Here is a 14,710-nt window from a genome sequence, read left to right as displayed (position 1 = left end):
CCCAGTGCGTACGGTCAGGGCGTGCGGCCGGTCAGAGCGCCAGCATCGCGGCGATCGCCGAGCGCCAGTCCTCGCCCGGGCGCGCCACCAGCTCCTCGGCCAGGGCCTCGGCGCGGTAGCGGTGACGGTGCAGGAGACCGGGCGCCCGCCCGCCGGCGACGACGGTGCCGGAGCTGCCCAGCAGCCGGATCAGCTCGCCGGCGAACTCCTCCCAGCCGACATGCCCGCCGATGGCGTTGACCGTGCCCTCCGGGGGCCGTTCGGCACACGCCACCAGGGTCCGGGCCAGGGCCGCGGCGTGGATCCAGGGAACGCCGGACCACGGGTCGCCGGAGGCCGGGACCGCGCCCGCCGCGGGCAGCACGACCGGCTCCCCGGCGCGGGCCGCCTGGAAGAGCGCACCCGTCGCCCCCCAGCGCAGCTGGTCCCGCAGCCGGGGGTGCGGGCCCCACACGATCGGGGCGCGGACCACGGCGGCCCCGCCCCGGCCCGCCGTGCCCGCCGCCTCCCACAGCATCCGCTCGCAGTCGAGCTTCGCCCGCCCGTACGCGGTGAGCGGCTCCTCCGGCGCGGTGTCCTCGGCGACATCGGTCACCGACGGCCGGCCGTACGCGTCCACGCTGCTCACGAAGACGAACGAGCCGCGCCGCCAGCCGTCCAGCAGGGCCCGCATCGCCGCGACGTCCACCTCCGGGGAGGTGAACGTGCAGGCCGCGTGGATGACCGCGGTCACGTCGTCCGACACCGCGGCGCGCAGGCTGTCCGCGTCGGCCAGGTCGCCCTCGGCCACGTCCACCCCGTCGGCCGCCACCAGGTGCGCCGACTCGGGCCGCACGAGCGCCCGGACCGGCCGGCCGCGGGCCGCCAGCTCCTGCAGCACGAACGCCCCGACACCGCCGGTGCCGCCCGTGACGAGCACCGTGCCCCCGGCGGAGGGCCGCGCGGCGACGGAGGACGTACGGGCCGCCGGGCGGCGGCTCGCCCGAGCCCGCGCCCTCTCGTCCAGCAGCGCCCCCAGCGCCCGCGGGGTGCGCTGCTCCAGGACGTCGAGCCCCGTCAGCGGCACCCGCAGCCGCTCCCGGAGCCGCTCGGCGACCCGGACCGCGAGAAGGGAGTGCCCGCCGAGGAGGAAGAAGTCCCCGTCGGGGCCGGGCCGCTCACCGAGCAGCTCGGTGAAGACGTCCACGACGGCGGCCACGGGGCCCGCGTCCGCGGGGGTGCGGGAGGACGAGCCGGGCTCGGAGCGCCCGCCGGCATCCGGGTGCCGGACGGGCCCGGAGAGGCCACCGGGTCCGCGGCCCCCGTCCCGCTCGCGGGACGCGTCGCGCACCAGGAGCCGCCTACCCGCCGTGACCAGCGGCCGGTTCTCGCCCGTCGACAGTGACGTCAGCACCTCCGCGAAGCCGTCCAGCAGACGGCCGGCCGCCTCCTCGCCGAGGCGGCCGCGGTCGTAGCGGATCAGGCAGCGCGGGCCGCTGTCAGCCGTTCCTTCCTCCAGGTAGAGGCCGAGGCCGAACTTGACGCCGTCCAGCGCGACATCGACGGGCTTGCACTCCGCCCCGGCCAGCCGCAGGACTGGCGGCGGGGTCAGGACGTCCGCCGTGACGCCCACCAACGGGTTGCCGCCGGCATCGCGTGCGGCGGCCCCCAGCCGTTCGACCATGAGGTCGAACGGGACGTGACGGTGGCGCTGCGCCTCCAGGAGCGCGTCCCGTACCCGCGCCAGCAGCGTGCCCGTGTCCCCGGCCCCGGACAGCCCGGGCCGGACCGGGAGCGTGTTCACGCACAGGCCCACCAGGCCGCGCGCGCCCGCCGTGTCGCGGTGGCTGCTGGCGCAGCCGATGACGGGGTCCTCCTCGCCGGTCGCCTCCAGGAGCGCCGCGAACGCCGCGGACAGCACGACCGTGAACAGCGTCGCCCGGTGCGCGCGGCCCGCCGCCCGCAGCCCCTCGACCGTGCCGGGACCCAGCGGCGCGGACAGCACCCGCGCCTCGCCCCGGCGGCCGGGCTCCGCTCCGTCCCGGGGCAGGGGCACGGGGCGGGCGCCCGCGAGCCGCCCGGTCCAGTAGGCGAGGCCCTCGTCGAGCGCGTCCGAACCGGCCCGCTCCCGCCGGGCGAAGTCCGCGTACCGCGGCGCGGGGCGCTCCGGTTCCGCGTCGCGCCCCTCCAGCTCGGCGCGGTAGCGGTCGCCGAGCTCGCGGGCGATCACGTCCAGGGAGCCGCCGTCGACCGCGATGTGATGAAACGTCAGCAAGAGTGTGCGGTCGTCCGTGGCGTGCCGCACGTGCAGGGCCCGCAGCACCGGACCGGCCGCGAGGTCGAAGCCGCGCGCCGCCTCCTCGCCGAGCGCCTTCCGCGCGGCGTCCCCGGCGGCGTCCACGGTACGGACAGGCACCCGGCGCGCCGCCGTCACCTCCTGGTACGGCTCGTCGTCCCGCCGCCCGTAGCGCGTCCGCAGCACCTCGTGGCGGCGCACCAGGCCGGTCAGGGCCCGGTCGAACGCCTCCGCGTCGAAGCGGCCGCGCACCCGGGTCGCGAACGGCACGTTGTAGACCGCGCCGCCCTGGCCCAGGCGCTCCATCAGCCACATCCGGTGCTGAGCGTGGGACAGCGGCGCGGTCCCGCCGTCCGCCGCCGCAGGCGCCGGCCGCTCCGGCCTGCGGGCCCGTGCGTCCGTGCTGCGTCGGCGGGCGAGCCGCAGCAGCGCCTCCTGCCGCGCGACCTCCGAAGCCGTACCGCTGCTCACTGTCCCGCCCCGTTCCGCTCCGCGTCCGGCTCCGTGCCGAACGTCTCCGCCAGTGCCTCCTCGACGAGGGCCGCCTGCCCGGCCACCGTGGGCGCCGCGAAGAACGCGGCCAGCGTCAGCTCCACGCCGAGGTCCTCGCGCAGGTCGTCCACGACGCCCAGCGCGAGCAGCGAGTGCCCGCCCAGGGCCAGGAAGTCGGCGTCCGGGTCGCCGACCTCGCACTCCAGCGCCCGGCCCCAGGCGTCCGCGACAGCCCGCTGAAGGGGCGTCAGCTCGCGGCGTACGGGCCCGGGCGCGTCCGGGGACTGCGGCAGGCCCGGCACCGGCCGCCCGGCGAGGGCCCGGCGGTCCACCTTGCCGTTGCCGGTCAGCGGCAGCGCGTCGACCACGGACCACGCGTTGGGCAGCAGGTGCGCGGGCAGCCGCCCGGCCAGGTGGTCGCGCAGGGCCGCCACGGCGGGCTGCCCGTCGCCGTCGGGCACGACGAACGCGACCAGGCGCGCGTCGTCCTCACCGGCCCGTACGACGGTGACGGCGGCGTCCGCCACGCGCGGGTGGTCGCGCAGGGCGTGCTCGATCTCGCCCGGCTCGATCCGGAAGCCGCGGATCTTGACCTGGTCGTCCACGCGGCCGTGGAAGTCCAGCGTCCCGTCCGGGCGCGCCGACACGATGTCGCCCGTGCGGTAGAGCCGCCCCGCCGAGGGGTGTTCGACGAAGCGCTCCGCCGTCAGGGCCTCCTGGCCGAGGTAGCCCGTCGCGAGGCGGGGGCCGCCGACCCACAGCTCGCCGCGGGTGCCGGCGGGCACCGCGGCGCCGTGCTCGTCCAGGACGTGCGCCGTCGCCCCGGCCAGGGGGCGCCCGACGGGCGGCGGGGCGTCGCAGTCGGCGTCCCGCACGTGGTGGGCCGTGGCGAACGACGTGGTCTCGGTCGGCCCGTAGCCGTTGACCAGCTCCAGCCACGGGTGGGCGCGCAGGACGGCGCGCGCGTGCCGCGCCGACAGGGCCTCGCCGCCCACGATCACCGAGCGCAGCACGGAGAAGACCGGAGAGCGGCGCGCGGCCAGGTGGTGGAAGAGCGCCGTCGTCAGGAACGCCACCGTGGCACCCAGCCGCTCCACGTCCCGCGCGAGGCCCTCCAGCGACCGCCGTCCCGCGGTCGAGACGGCCACCGCAGCGCCGTTGGCGAGGGCCACCCACAGTTCGAACGGCGAGCCGTCGAAGGTCAGCGCCGAGTGGAACAGCACCCGGTCCCGCGGGGTGACCGTCAGGAAGTCCGGGCCGGCGGTCAGCCCCGCGATGCCGCGGTGGGTGATCGCCACGCCCTTCGGCCGGCCGGTCGAACCGGAGGTGTACATCACGTACGCCGTCGCGCCGGGCTCGTAGGGGGGAGGCTCCGGCAGGTCGCCGTCGGCGGCGTCGAGGCCGCATCCGGCGAGCCCGCCCGCGGTCAGGACGAGCGTCCGGACGGCCGGTATGCCCGCCGCTTCGAGGAGGTCCTTCTCGCCGACGACGAGGGAGACGCCGGCGTCGGCGAGCATCGCCTCGGTACGGGCGCGCGGGTACGCCGCGTCCAGCGGCACGTAGTGGCCGCCCGCCCACCAGACGGCGGCCTTCGCCACGACGGCGCCCACCGAATGCGGCAGCAGCAGCCCCACGGGCGTGCCCCGCCCGACGCCGCGGGCTTGCAGGGCCCCCGCCAGGCGGCGGGCGGCAGCGGCCAGCTCCCCGTAGGTGAGGGTGAGTTCGCCGTCCGTCACGGCGAGGGCCGACGGCTCCGCAGAGGCGTGGTCGAGCACGCGGCCGAGGACGCCGCCGGGGCGCGGCCGGCCGAACGCGGTGTGCGTGCCGGCCCCGGGGGCCGGGTGTTCCGCCGGGGTCGGGCCGTCATGGCGCCCCGCCGTCGGGGCGGAGGGGACGGCGCGCTGCGACGGCTCGGCGGTGCCTGCCGGGCTGTGGTCCTGGTCCACCGGAGGGGTGCTCGGGCTCTCGGCGTGGTGGTCACTCGCCGTCGGGGCGGAGGAGACGGCGCGCTCCGACGGCTTGATGCTGTCTTCCGGGCCGTGGTCCTGGTGGAGCTCGGCTGGACGGGTGTCCGGGGTCTCGCTGCCGTGGGCCCCGGCCGTTGGGGCGGAGGGGACGGCCTGCATCGACGGCTCGGCGGTGCCTGCCGGGCTGTGGTCCTGGTCCACCGGAGGGGTGCCGGGGGCCCGGCCGTCGTGGTGCACCGCCGTTGCGGCGGCAGGGACGGCGTGCTGGTGGGGCTCCACCGGGCGGGTGCCCGGGACCCTGCCGTCACCGTCCTCCGCCCGTGCGGCGGAGGGGACGCCCGCCCCCCGTGGCTCGGCCGCGCCCGCCGGGCCGGCCGGCGCCGCAGGCGCGTGTTCCCGGCGCGAGTCCACCAGCGCCGCCAGGCTGTGCAGATCCGGCTGGCGCAGGAGCTGCGGTGCCCGGAGCCGGACGCCGAACCGTTCCTCCAGGGCGGTCAGCAGCCGGGCCGCGGTCAGGGAATCGCCGCCCGAGGCGAGGAAGTTGTCGCCGGGGCCCGTCTCCGGCCGGCCGAGGAGGCCCCGGCACAGCTCGACCACGAGACGCTCCGTGTCCGTGTCCGTACCGGTGTCGTCCCCTGCCGCCACGGGGGCGTCACCGGCCAGCAGCGCCGCCCGGTCCACCTTCCCGTTGGCGTCGAGCGGGAACGTCTCCACGTAGCGCAGCGCCGACGGCACCGCCTGCTCGGGCAGCCGGCCGCGTACAGCCTCCAGCAGCTCTGCCGGCGGCAGGGCGCCCGCGTCCGGCGCGAGCCGGACGAACGCGATCAGCCGGACGTCGCCGCCGGCGGCGGACTCCGCCGCGACGACGGCCCGCAGGACGCGCGGGTCGTCCTCGAACGCGGCCTCCGCCTCGGCCGGTTCGATGCGCGCGCCGCGCACCTTCACCTGGTCGTCCAGGCGGCCGAGGAACTCCAGGACGCCGTCCGGCCGCATCCGCACCCGGTCCCCGGTGCGGTAGACGCGGCCGGTGCCGGTCACCTCCGGCGGCGGGGCGACGAAGCGGCGGGCGGTGAGGGCCTCGTCCAGGTACCCGCTCGCGAGGCCCGCGCCGCCGATCCGCAGTTCGCCGGCCTCGCCGCGCGGCACGACGTGCCCGTCGGGGCCGGTGACGCACACGACGGTGCCGTCGGCGGGCGTGCCGATCGGCGGGGGAGTGCCGGGGGCGTCCCTGTCCGCCTCCACGGCATGGGCGGTCGCCACGACGGCGGCCTCGGCCGGCCCGTACGCGTTGTCCACGCGGGCGGTGACGCCGGGCCCGGGCCGGCGGCGCAGCCGGTCGCCGCCGATGCTGAGGTGGCGCAGCGCGGGGAGGTCCGGCCAGGGCCGTTCGAGGACGATCTCGGCCAGCGGCGTGGGCAGGATGGCCACGCTCACGCCCGCCCGCCGCCACCACGCGGTGAGGACCTCGGGGTCCCAGCGGACGTCGTCCGGGGGGACGGCGAGGGCCCCGCCGGAGGTCAGGGCGGTCCAAAGCTCCAGGACGTGCGGGTCGAAGGAGACGCCGACCAGCAGGCTGTGCCGGTCGCCGGGCCGGGCGGCGGTGCGCGCGGCGTACCAGCGCAGCCGGGCGGCGAGGGCGGTGCCCGGCACCGCGACGGCCTTGGGCACGCCGGTCGAGCCGGAGGTGAGCACCGCGTAGAAGGTGCCGTCCGGAACGGCGGGGCGCCCGGCGTCCGGGGCGGCTGCGGGGAACGCCGCGACGGCCCTGCCGTGCGCGTTGGCGCCCTCGGCGGGCAGCGGCAGGGACAGCAGCTCGGCGCCCGCGTACGCCTCGGGCAGCACGCCGGGCGCGCCGATCAGGCAGGCGACGCGCAGCCCGTCCGCCACCGCGGCCAGCCGCCGCTCGCCGGGGCGCGGCCCGAGCGGGAGGTAGACGGCGCCGAGCCGGGCCACGGCGACGGCCGTGGCGACCAGGGCGGCGGAGCGGTCCAGGCAGACGGCGACGAGGTCGCCGGGGCGCACCCGGTCGCGCAGCGCGTCGGCCGTCCGGTCGGCGAGGGCGTCCAGTCCGGCGTAGGTCCAGGTCAGTTCGCCGTCCTCGACGGCGGGGGCGTCCGGGGTCGCGGAGACGTGGTGCGCGTACCGGGCCAGGACGTCGTCCCAGCCCTCAGTGGTCGCGGTGCCGCCGTGTGCAATGGACAGGTGTGCAGCAGTACGTGAAGAAGTCATGGTTCCTCCGTGACGTCGTCGGCAGGAGAAGGGATGAGGGGCGGGGGCGGGCGCGCTCAGCCCAGCCCCATGGCCCGGGCGACGATCACCTTCTGGATCTCGGAGGTCCCCTCGATGATCGTCATCATCCGGACGTACCGGTAGAGGAATTCCAGGGGGTGGCCGCGCACCCACCCCGTCGCCCCGTGCACCTGCAGCGCCCGGTCCACGACGCGGACCGCGGTCTCGGAGGACGTCAGCTTGGCGAGCGCCGCGTTCTCCGGGGCCTCCACGCCGCCGTCCACCAGCCGCGCGCACGCCAGCGTCAGCAGCTTGGCCGCCTCCACCTCGGCCCGGCTGCTCACGAGGTGCTCCTGCACGTGCTGGTACGCGCCGATGCGCTCGCCGAACGCCTTCCGCTCGCGGGCGTACGCGACCCCGAGCTCCAGCGCGTACTCGGCGATGCCGTTGCACATCGCCGCCACCACGAGCCGGCCCCGCGAGAGGCTGTCGAAGCCGTTGCCGAGCGCCGCGCCCACGCCCGACTCGCCGCCGACGGCGGCGTCGGCGGGCAGCCGCACCTCGTCCAGCACGAGCTCGTACAGCTCCTCGCCGGACATGCCCTCGTAGCGCTGGCCGATGCGCAGCCGCGGTGCGTCCATGCCCGTGACGAACGCGGTCGGCCCGAGGTCCTTGCCGTCGCCGTCCACCGCGCGGGCCACGACGATGACGAAGTCGGCGTGCCCGGCGTTGCTCACGAACGTCTTGCGCCCCGACAGCACCCAGCCGCCGCCGTCCGCGTCCCGCCGGGCGGTCGTGGTGAGGTGGAAGGCGTCCGATCCGGCGTTCGGCTCGGTCAGCGCGAGGCAGCGCGTCGCCTCGCCCCGCACGAGCGGCTTCAGGTACCGCTCGATCTGCTGCTCCGTGCCCCGGCGCAGCAGCGGGCTCGGGCCGTCCGACCCGGCCAGCGCGTACGGGGCCAGCGGGCAGCCGCTGCGCCCGGCCGCGTGGTGCAGCATGACCACGGCGCGCAGCGGCATGCCGGAGCCGCCGAGTTCCTCGGGGTGGTCACCGGCGTAGAACCCGAGCTTGGCCGAGCGGCGGCGGACGTAACGGCGGAGCTCGGCCGGCGGCAGGCCTCCGTCCTCGGGGAGCTCGGCGGCCAGCGGCACCAGCTCCCGGCGGACGAACGCCGTGAAGGCGGCGACGATTTCGCGGTGCTCCGTTTCCAGAACGGACGAAGGAGTCGTGGTACTCATCGGGCGGTCTCCGTCAGGGCGCGGGCCTGGTCGGCGAGGACGGGGTGCTGGAAGAGGACGCGCAGCGGCGGGCGCGCGCCGAGCCGGGGCTCCAGCCACGCGGCGAGGTGCGCGGCGAGCAGGGAGTGCCCGCCGACCTGGAAGAAGTGCGACGACGGCGAGAACCGGTCGTGCCCCAGCACCTCCCGCCAGCCCTCGGCCAGCAGGGCGACGGCCGGGTCGGTGCTCTCCTCCTGCTCCGGGGCCGCGGCGTGTCCTGCCGTCGCCGCTTCGGCGGCGAGCCGGGCCAGCGCGGCGCGGTCCGGTTTGCCGCCGGGCAGCACCGGCATCTCCGCCGGCCGGAGCCAGCGCGCGGGGACGAGCGCGGCGGGCAGCCGGTCGGACAGCGCCTTGTGCAGCAGGGCCTGGTCCGGCTCCTCCCCGCCGTCGACGAAGCCGGTCAGGCAGGGGGCGCCGGCCGCGTCGTGGCCGAGGACGACCGCGCACGAGCGCCCGCCGAGCACCTCGGAGGCCACCGCCTCGATCTCTTCGAGCTCGATGCGGTAGCCGCGCAGCTTGACCTGGTTGTCGCGGCGGCCGAGGAACCACAGCAGGCCGTCGCGGTCCCGGTACCCGAGGTCGCCGGTCAGGTAGGCGCGCGCTCCGCCGAGCCCGGGCACGGTGACGAACCGTTCCGCGGTCGCCGCGCCGGCCTCGCCGCCGCCGAGGTAGCCGTCGGCGAGCGCAGCGCCCGAGACGGCGAGTTCGCCGACCGCGCCCACCGGCAGCGGCCGCAGACCCGCGTCCAGGACGTGCACCCCGACCCCCGGCAGCGCGGTCCCCAGCGGCACTTCGCCGCCCTCCCCGGAGCCGCCGGCACCCTCGCGGCTCACTTCGTGGACCGTGGAGGTGATGGTCGCCTCGGTCACCCCGTACGCGTTGAGGACCACCGCGCCGGTCGCGGCGAGGACGTCCCGCAGGGCGGCGGCCGGCAGCCGCTCGCCGCCGGCGACCAGCAGCCGCGGCTCCCACATCCCGTCGCGGAGCGCCTCGCACAGCTCCTCCCGTACGGCCAGGAGGTAACTCGTCGGCAGGTTGGCGACGGTGACCCGGCGGGCCGCCAGGACGGCGATCAGCTCGGCCGCCGTCGGCACCTCCCGCTGCGGCACCACCAGGCACGCACCGGCCAGCAGGGACGGCAGCACCTCCTCCAGCGCCACGTCGAACGAGGGCTGGGCGAAGAGCAGCGCCCGGTCGTCGGAGCGCAGCCCGAAGCGCGCGGCCACGGTCGTCATGTGGTGGGCGAGCGCGGCGCGGCCGACCGCCACGGCCTTGGGCAGACCCGTCGAACCGGACGTGTGGATGACGTACGCGGCACCGTCGAGGCGCGCGGCCGGCGCCGCGGCGGGGAACGGACCGTCGGTGCCGAGCAGCGCGACCGGCGCCGGCAGGCCCTCCGCGGGCAGCGCGAGGGCGCTCTCGCGGTCGGCCAGGACCAGGGCCGGGGACAGGCGCCGCAGTAGTGTCTCCAGGCGGCTCGCCGGGTCGCCCGGCGACAGCGGGCAGTAGACCGCGCCCGCGCGCAGGCACGCGAGCAGCGTCACGACGGTGTCCACGCCGCGCGGCAGGACGGCCGCGACCGGCTGACCGGCGGCGACGCCCGCCGCGCGCAGCCGCGCGGCCAGCTCCTCGGCCAGCCGGTCGAGTTCGCCGTAGGAGATCTTCCGGGCGCCGCTGACGAGGGCGGGGAGGCCGGGGTCGTGACGGGAGACGGGGTCGAGGACGGCGCCGGGGTCCGCGGACTCCCCGGCCTGTGCCGGAAGGCGTTCCGGCTGCGCGCCGAGCGCCGCGAGCGGTGCCTCCGGCTCCGCCAGATAGGCCCGTACGAGACCGAGGAAGCGGTCGGCGAGCAGCCGGGCGGCATCCTCGTCGAACAGGTCCCGGTCGTAGTCCCAGACCAGCGTCATGCCGGCCGGGCCGCGCCGCGGGCCGACCGTGCGCCGGTCGTCCGGCAGCAGCACCAGGTCGAGGTCGAAGCGCGTGGTGCCGGTGTTGAAGCCCTCGAACAGCGACACCTCCAGGCCCGGCGTCTCCACCTCCGGCAGTGCCGCGTCGTGAGCGCTGAACATGACGCTGAACAGCGGGTTGTCCGCGCCGGACGTGTGCAGGCCGAGCTCGCGGGTGAGCACCTGCACGGGGACGTCCTGGTGCGGCAGCGCGCGGATGAGGCTGTCGGTGACCTCGTCCACCGCCTCGTCCGCACCGGTCGCCGGGTCGAGGCGCAGCCGCAGCGGGATCGTGTTGACGAACATGCCGGCGGCCGACTCGAAGCCCTCGGGGCGGTTGCCGGCGGCGGTGCCGACGACCAGGTCGGCGCGGCCGCTGTGGCGGCGCAGCAGCTCGGCGAAGAGCGCGAGGAGCGTGGAGAACGGGGTGTGGCCCTGGGCGCGGCTGTGGGCGCGCAGGCGCTCGGCGAGCTCAGCGTCCACGGACTGGCGCAGCTGCCCGCCCGCGTTCCGGCGCCGCGCCCCGGGCCGGGCGAGGCCGGGCAGCGGCAGGTCGAACGACGCGTCGCCCAGCTCGCGCCGCCAGTACGCCAGGCCCGCCGCGCGCCGGTCCGCCCGCTCGGGACTGCCGGCGGCTTCAAGGTGATCGGTGTACGAGCGGGCCGGCGGCAGGACCGCCTGCTCGCCGAGCACGCGCGCCCGGTAGACGGTGAACACGTCGTTCAGCAGGATCGCGAACGAGTGCCCGTCGTGGACGAGGTGGTGCTCGACGTGGACGAGCCGGTGGTGGTCCGGGCCGAGCCGGACGAGGGACCAGCGCAGCAGCGGCGCCTCGTACACGTCGAGGGGCGTCTCGGCCTCGGTGCGCAGCAGGGCGGCGAACGCCGCCTCCGGGTCCGCCTCGCCGCCGAGGTCGGCCGTCCGCAGCCGGGGCGCGCACTGCTCCCGCACGCGCTGGCCGGGCAGACCGCCGGGGGAGTCGACGAGTTCGAGACGCAGACCGGGGTGACGGCCGAGCGCGGCCGCCAGTCCCTCGCGGAGCGCGTCCCCGTCGAGCGTGCCCCGCAGGTCCACGGTGGCGGTGAAGTTGTAGGCGCGACTGCCGGGCAGCATCTGCTCGTGCAGCCAGACGATCTCCTGGGATGTGGAGAGTCCGAACATGGTCAACCCTTCCGGTTCTGGTTCGGGATTTCACGGGCCGGCGGCCGGGTGGGCCGGTGCGGCCGGTGGGGGGCGCCCCGGGCGCCGCGCGCCGGTCGGGCGGCGCGGCACGGGGCCGGTGTGCGAGGGGGTCAGGGCGTGGGCACGGGGTGCGCGGTCCGCGTGCCCAGCGCCTCGGTCAGGGAGGCGAAGGCCGCCTCCGCGCGGTGGTCCGGCACGGCCGACCGGTCCCAGGCCATGCGGACGAGCAGGTCGGAGCCGTACGAGACGGAGACGGCGAACGGTGCCTGGACGGGCCGGCCGTCGAAGTGGATCTCGCGGCCCGTGGCGTCGCCGAGCCGCAGCGGCGGCCGGCGGCCGAGGTCCTCGAAGGTGAGGAGGCCGTCGAGCCGCCCGGACCAGGGCGCTCCGGCCCGCCGGGCCGCGTGGACGACCTCGTCGAACGGGGTGTCGGCGCGGTCGAGGTCGTCCCACCACGCGGCGGCCCGCCCCGCCAGGTCGCCCTCGTCCGCCGGGTGGGTGACCGTGTTGAGGAAGCAGCCGAGGACCGGGGCCGCGGCCGGGGGCCGGCCGCCCCACGGGTAGCCCAGCACCGGCACGGAACCCGGGCCGTGGAGCGCACGGGCAGCCGTCGCGCAGGCGCCGAGGAGGACGGGGAAGGCCGTGGCCCGCCCGCCGTCCGCGCCGAGGGACAGCCGCCTCAGGGCCGTGCCCGTACCGAGGACTGACGGGGAGTCAATGGGGGTGGGGCTGCTGCTGCGTATGCCGGCCAGGCGCCGCGCCCAGTACGCGAGGGCGTCCGGGTGCGACGCCCTCTCCTCGGCGGCGAGCTGCAGGTGCACGGCGTCGCGGTACGCGGCGAGGCCGTCGGCCGCCGTGTCCGCAGGCACGTCCCGGGGGCCGAGCCCGTCGCGGTAGGCGTCGGTGAGGCCGGCGGTGATCAGGCCCAGCGACTGCTCGTCGCAGGCGGCGTGGTCCAGTACCAGCGCGAGGACGTCCCGGTCGCCGTCGGTGGCGAGGAAGAACCGCAGCGGCGGCCCGTCGGCGGACCACTCGCCCAGGGCTCGCAGCAGGGCGGCGCGGGCGGACTCCCCGGGACGCGGCCGGACGCGCTCGACGTGCCCGGCGGGCGCGCCCGGCACCTGCAGCGGCACCCCGCGCCGCACCAGCTGCCGCGCCCGCAACGCCGGGTGCAGGGCGGCCAGACGGCCCGCGGCCGTCCGCAGCCGCTCCGGGTCGACCGCCCCCGCGGGGAACGCGAAGAACAGCGGGACGAGTGTGGCCCGTCCCGCGGGGTCGAGCCGCCGGGCGAGCAGGAACCTGCGCTGCGCACCCGTGACGGGCAGGGCGCCTTCGGGGGCGCCGGCGCCGTCGGTGAGGCGCTGGTAGTGGGCGAGGTAGGACGAGGTGATGCTGCTGGGTTGCACGATGACCTCCCGTGCGCCGAGGGGCGCGACGGCTCGTGGGACGAGAGGGGAGCCGGCGGGTTGCCGGGCGGGGTGGTGCTGCGGGTTGCGGTTGTGGCGGACCGGTCGGGACGTATCGGTGTCGGGCCGACCGACGACCGTGGCGGCCCGGTCGCCCGGGACGGCTCGTACGGTCGGGGCGGTGCCGGGAGTCGGCTCGACTCGGATCGGGTGCTGCGGTTGGCCGGTGACCGGGGGCCGGTGACCGGGGTGGCGCGGTCGGTCGGGACGGTTCGTGAGGTCGGGACGGGTTCGTGGTCGGGCGGCGCGGACGGTCGGGGTCGCTCGTACGGTCCGGGCGGTGTCGGAGGCCGGGTGCCGGTACGGGTCCTGACCGGCGGCCCAGCCGGTCGGGGCGGTTCCTCGGGGCGGGGCCGTGACCCGGTGGTCCGGGCCGGCGGGGCGTGCGCTGCGTATCGTCGGGCTGCAGAGCCGGGTCGTCCGGGGCCGCGGCCGGGTGGCTCCGTCGGCCGGGGCCGGTGCGGTTCGGAGGGCCGCGGCCCGGCCGGCCGCTCCGGTCGTCGGCAGGCGGGCCGCAGGCCCTGCCGTGTCAGCCCGTGACCGCCGGCGCCGCAGGCAGTTCGCGCAGGCCCCGCAGCGGCGACGCCAGGAGCGGCACCGGCACCAGCAGGATCCCCACGGCGCACACCCACACCGCCGTACGGGCCCCGGCCGCCTCCGCGACCGCGCCGCCGGCGAGCGCGCCGAGCGGCATCGTGCCCCACACCATGAAGCGCAGCGTGGCGTTCATGCGGCCCAGCAGCTCGTCCGGGCAGAGCAGCTGCCGGAAGCTGACCTGGGCGACGTTGTAGACGACGGCGCCGAAGAAGACGGCGGCGGACGCGAGGGCGAACCAGGCGGCGGACACGCCCCGGCCGGCCAGCGGCCACAGCAGGGCGAACGGACCGGTGACCACGGTCGACAGCCAGATCACTCTCGCCTGGCCGACCGCGCGCGCGAGCACTCCCGCGCACAGGGCGCCGGCCAGGCCTCCGATCGCCGAGGCGGACATCATCAAGCCCATGACGCCGGGCGGCAGTTCCAGGACGCGCACCAGGAACACCGTCTGGACCGCCATGAGCATCGCGGTGAAGAAGTTCGCGAGCGCCGTGGCGCAGGCGATCATGCGCAGGACGGGGTGCCGGAAGACGAAGGCGAGCCCTTCCGCGACCTGGGCGCGCAGGGGCACGCCCGGCGCGGGGGCGGGCTGCGGCTCGCGGGCCCGTATGCCGCGCAGGAAGACGGCCGACAGCAGGTAGCCGAGCGCGTCGGCGAGCAGGGCGAAGGGCGAGCCGAGGAGCTGCACCAGGGCGCCGCCCAGCCCGGGGCCCGCGACCTGGGCGGACGAACGGGCCGTCTCCAGGGCGCCGTTGCCCGCGACCAGATGTTCACGGGGGAGCAGGGACGGCAGGTAGCTCTGGTGCGCGATGTCGAAGAAGACGGTGGCCACGCCGGTGACCAGGGCGACCACGTAGAGCTGCCCCATGGTGAGCGCTCCGGCCCAGGCGGCGAGCGGCAGGGTCGCCATCGCCACCGCCCGGACGACGTCGGCGCGGACGAGGACCGGCAGCCGGCGCATCCGGTCCAGCCACGCCCCGGCCGGCAGGCCGACCAGCAGGAACGCCGCGGTCTCGGCGGCGGTCAGCAGCCCGGCCTCCAGGGCGGAGGCGTCGAGCGCGACCACGGCGACCAGCGGCAGCGCCACCACGGTCACCTGGGCGCCGACCTGGCTCACGGCGGCACCGGCCAGAAGGAGACGGAAGTCCCTATTCCGTAAGATGCCGCCGCCATGAGTCTTCATTGACAACATTTGGCAGACATTTGGGCATGACATGGCCCTCAGTCAAAAATGACGGGCATTTTCGGTCATTACCATTCTCAATATGGACAACTCCCG

At 77.1% G+C, this 14,710-nt stretch carries 6 protein-coding genes; all 6 read right to left on the bottom strand.

Annotation, left to right across the window (positions count from 1 at the left end):
• Positions 1–31 precede the first annotated feature (31 nt).
• On the bottom strand, positions 32–2,746 hold the full coding sequence (locus IF61_RS0100755) for a condensation domain-containing protein (protein ID WP_030364173.1): 2,715 nt from the start codon (positions 2,744–2,746) through the stop codon (positions 32–34).
• On the bottom strand, positions 2,743–6,963 hold the full coding sequence (locus tag IF61_RS36735) for an amino acid adenylation domain-containing protein (protein WP_245684349.1): 4,221 nt from the start codon (positions 6,961–6,963) through the stop codon (positions 2,743–2,745). The genes IF61_RS0100755 and IF61_RS36735 overlap by 4 nt, the downstream gene beginning before the upstream one ends.
• 56 nt (positions 6,964–7,019) lie before the next feature.
• On the bottom strand, positions 7,020–8,201 hold the full coding sequence (locus IF61_RS0100740) for an acyl-CoA dehydrogenase family protein (RefSeq protein WP_030364172.1): 1,182 nt from the start codon (positions 8,199–8,201) through the stop codon (positions 7,020–7,022).
• A complete protein-coding gene (locus IF61_RS0100735) occupies positions 8,198–11,347 on the bottom strand; it encodes a non-ribosomal peptide synthetase (RefSeq protein WP_030364171.1) in 3,150 nt (1,049 codons plus the stop codon). The genes IF61_RS0100740 and IF61_RS0100735 overlap by 4 nt, the downstream gene beginning before the upstream one ends.
• 131 nt (positions 11,348–11,478) lie before the next feature.
• On the bottom strand, positions 11,479–12,774 hold the full coding sequence (locus IF61_RS0100730) for a condensation domain-containing protein (RefSeq protein ID WP_043187310.1): 1,296 nt from the start codon (positions 12,772–12,774) through the stop codon (positions 11,479–11,481).
• A 589-nt stretch (positions 12,775–13,363) separates the two neighbouring features.
• The gene (locus tag IF61_RS0100725) at positions 13,364–14,623 is read right to left on the bottom strand and encodes an MFS transporter (protein WP_211264824.1); all 1,260 of its coding nucleotides are present in this window, start codon (positions 14,621–14,623) and stop codon (positions 13,364–13,366) included.
• Between the last annotated feature and the right edge of the window lie 87 nt (positions 14,624–14,710).

It is taken from the genome of Streptomyces roseoverticillatus (genome assembly GCF_000719265.1).
GTDB classification, from domain to species: Bacteria; Actinomycetota; Actinomycetes; order Streptomycetales; family Streptomycetaceae; genus Streptomyces; species Streptomyces roseoverticillatus.
Note: the sequence above shows the minus strand (reverse complement) of the source record. Positions and strands in the feature narration are given on the sequence as shown.

What these genes read in the sequence shown, in the direction of transcription:
- IF61_RS0100735 (WP_030364171.1), bottom strand. Translation starts at nt 11,347, where the DNA reads ATGTTCGGACTCTCCACATCCCAGGAGATCGTCTGGCTGCACGAGCAG.
- IF61_RS0100725 (WP_211264824.1), bottom strand. Translation starts at nt 14,623, where the DNA reads ATGTTGTCAATGAAGACTCATGGCGGCGGCATCTTACGGAATAGGGAC.
- IF61_RS36735 (WP_245684349.1), bottom strand. Translation starts at nt 6,963, where the DNA reads ATGACTTCTTCACGTACTGCTGCACACCTGTCCATTGCACACGGCGGC.
- IF61_RS0100740 (WP_030364172.1), bottom strand. Translation starts at nt 8,201, where the DNA reads ATGAGTACCACGACTCCTTCGTCCGTTCTGGAAACGGAGCACCGCGAA.